At 35.7% G+C, this 1,908-nt stretch carries 2 protein-coding genes; both read left to right on the forward strand.

The features are described from left to right. On the forward strand, positions 1-1,211 hold a 1,211-nt coding region (gene istA / locus ACVWXS_RS25855), incomplete at its 5' end, for an IS21 family transposase (protein WP_456960682.1). A gap of 8 nt (positions 1,212-1,219) precedes the next feature. Next, on the forward strand, positions 1,220-1,908 hold a 689-nt coding region (gene istB, locus ACVWXS_RS25860), incomplete at its 3' end, for an IS21-like element helper ATPase IstB (protein ID WP_456960683.1).

Genomic DNA, 1,908 nt, shown 5'->3' on the forward strand with positions numbered 1-1,908 from the left:
TAATGGAGCATTTAAACATGAAGATTAATAAAAGTAAATTAGCAAGGGATATGGGCGTAGATCGACGAACAATCGATAAATATCTAAATGGCTTTATACCAAAAACAAAGCGTAATAAGCCATCTAAAATTGATGAGTTTTATCCGATTATTGCTAGTCTCTTATCAGAAGATTCTAAGCAAGTATTTTATTATCGACGTAATCTTTGGCAGTATTTAAAAGACAATCACGGTTTAGTTTGTGGACAATCTACATTCCGTACCTATATTGCCAATACGCCTGAATTTAAGGCTTATTTTGAGAAAAATGAACGCGTATCTTCTGTACATAGCGGTATCCGTTATGAAACGCGTATGGGCAAACAAGCACAGTTGGATTGGAAAGAAAGCATTCTTTATGAAACAAGCGATGGTGAACAGGTGGAGATTAATGTAGCCGTGTTAGTGCTAAGCCACTCTCGTATGCGATTCTTTTATATGAGTATTTCCAAATCGCAGGCAGTTTTATGTTCTTTCTTAACCGATACGTTTGAAAAAATGGGTGGTGTCCCAGAAGAACTCATTACTGACAATATGAAAACAGTGATGGATGAAGCACGAACAGAACATTTTGGTGGAAAAGTGAATACGAAGTTCGCGCAATTTGCAAAAGACTTTGGATTTAAGGTGAAGCCTTGTATAGCAGGTCGTCCTCAAACAAAAGGAAAAGTGGAAACAACGATGAAATTACTAGATGAAATCCATGCCTATCAAGGGAAGTTTAATATAGCTGAATTACACGCCTATATTGAAAAACTATGTAATCGTATTAATCATGAAATTCATCAAGGGACGAATAAAATTCCGATTTTAGAATGGCAAAAAGAAAAGAATCACTTACTCCAGCTACCAACTGAACGAGTAAGAGATTCCTATCGAATCAACCATACGCTTGTAAAAGTCAATGCATCAAGCATGATTTCCTACAAGTCCAATCAATACTCCGTACCACCGGAGTATCAAGGCAAAAAAGTAGGGTTACAAGTGTACGATAATCAATTATGGATTTATTATAACATGGAACTAATCGCGCAACACAAAATAAGTGAAGCAAAATTGAATTATCAAGAGGCACATTATCGTGAACTGATGACAAAGGCCATGCCCGAATACCCTGATATTAATGATTTAGCGAAACGGAATTTAGCAGCGATTGGAGAAGTGTATAAATGAATTCAATAATGAGTACAAATTATCAGCAACTACAGCAAAACTTAGAGTATTTAAAATTAAAGCAAATGGGCATCCATTTAAATGAAGTCATCGACTTTAGTATTAAAAATGAGCTTTCTTTTATCGATACACTTATTAAATTGACAAATTATGAAATCGATGTGCGTGAGCAAAATATGATTCATGCGATGGTAAAAGTCGCTGCATTTCCACATTTAAAGGAGATAAAGGATTTTAACTTTGATTTTCAACCAACTATTAATCAACAACAAATACTCGATTTTCAAAGTCTTCGTTTTATCGATGAAAACGAGAATATTGTATTCCTAGGTCCAAGTGGTGTCGGCAAGACCCATCTAGCCACAGCAATCGGCATTACGGCAGCTAAAAAGCGAACAAGTACCTATTTTATTAAGTGCCATGATTTAATTCAGAATCTGAAGAAGGCTCGCTTAGAAAACCGCTTAGAGAGCCGTTTAAAACATTATACGAAATATAAATTACTCATCATTGATGAGATTGGTTATTTACCAATCGATCCTGAGGATGCGAAGCTGTTTTTCCAGCTTATTGATGCCCGTTATGAAAAACGTAGCACGATTTTCACAACGAATGTGAACTTCAAATCGTGGGATGAAATTTTCCCTGAACCGAAGTTAGCGAATGCGATATTAGATCGTATTTTACATCACGCAAG

Source organism: Lysinibacillus sp. TE18511 (assembly GCF_054062295.1).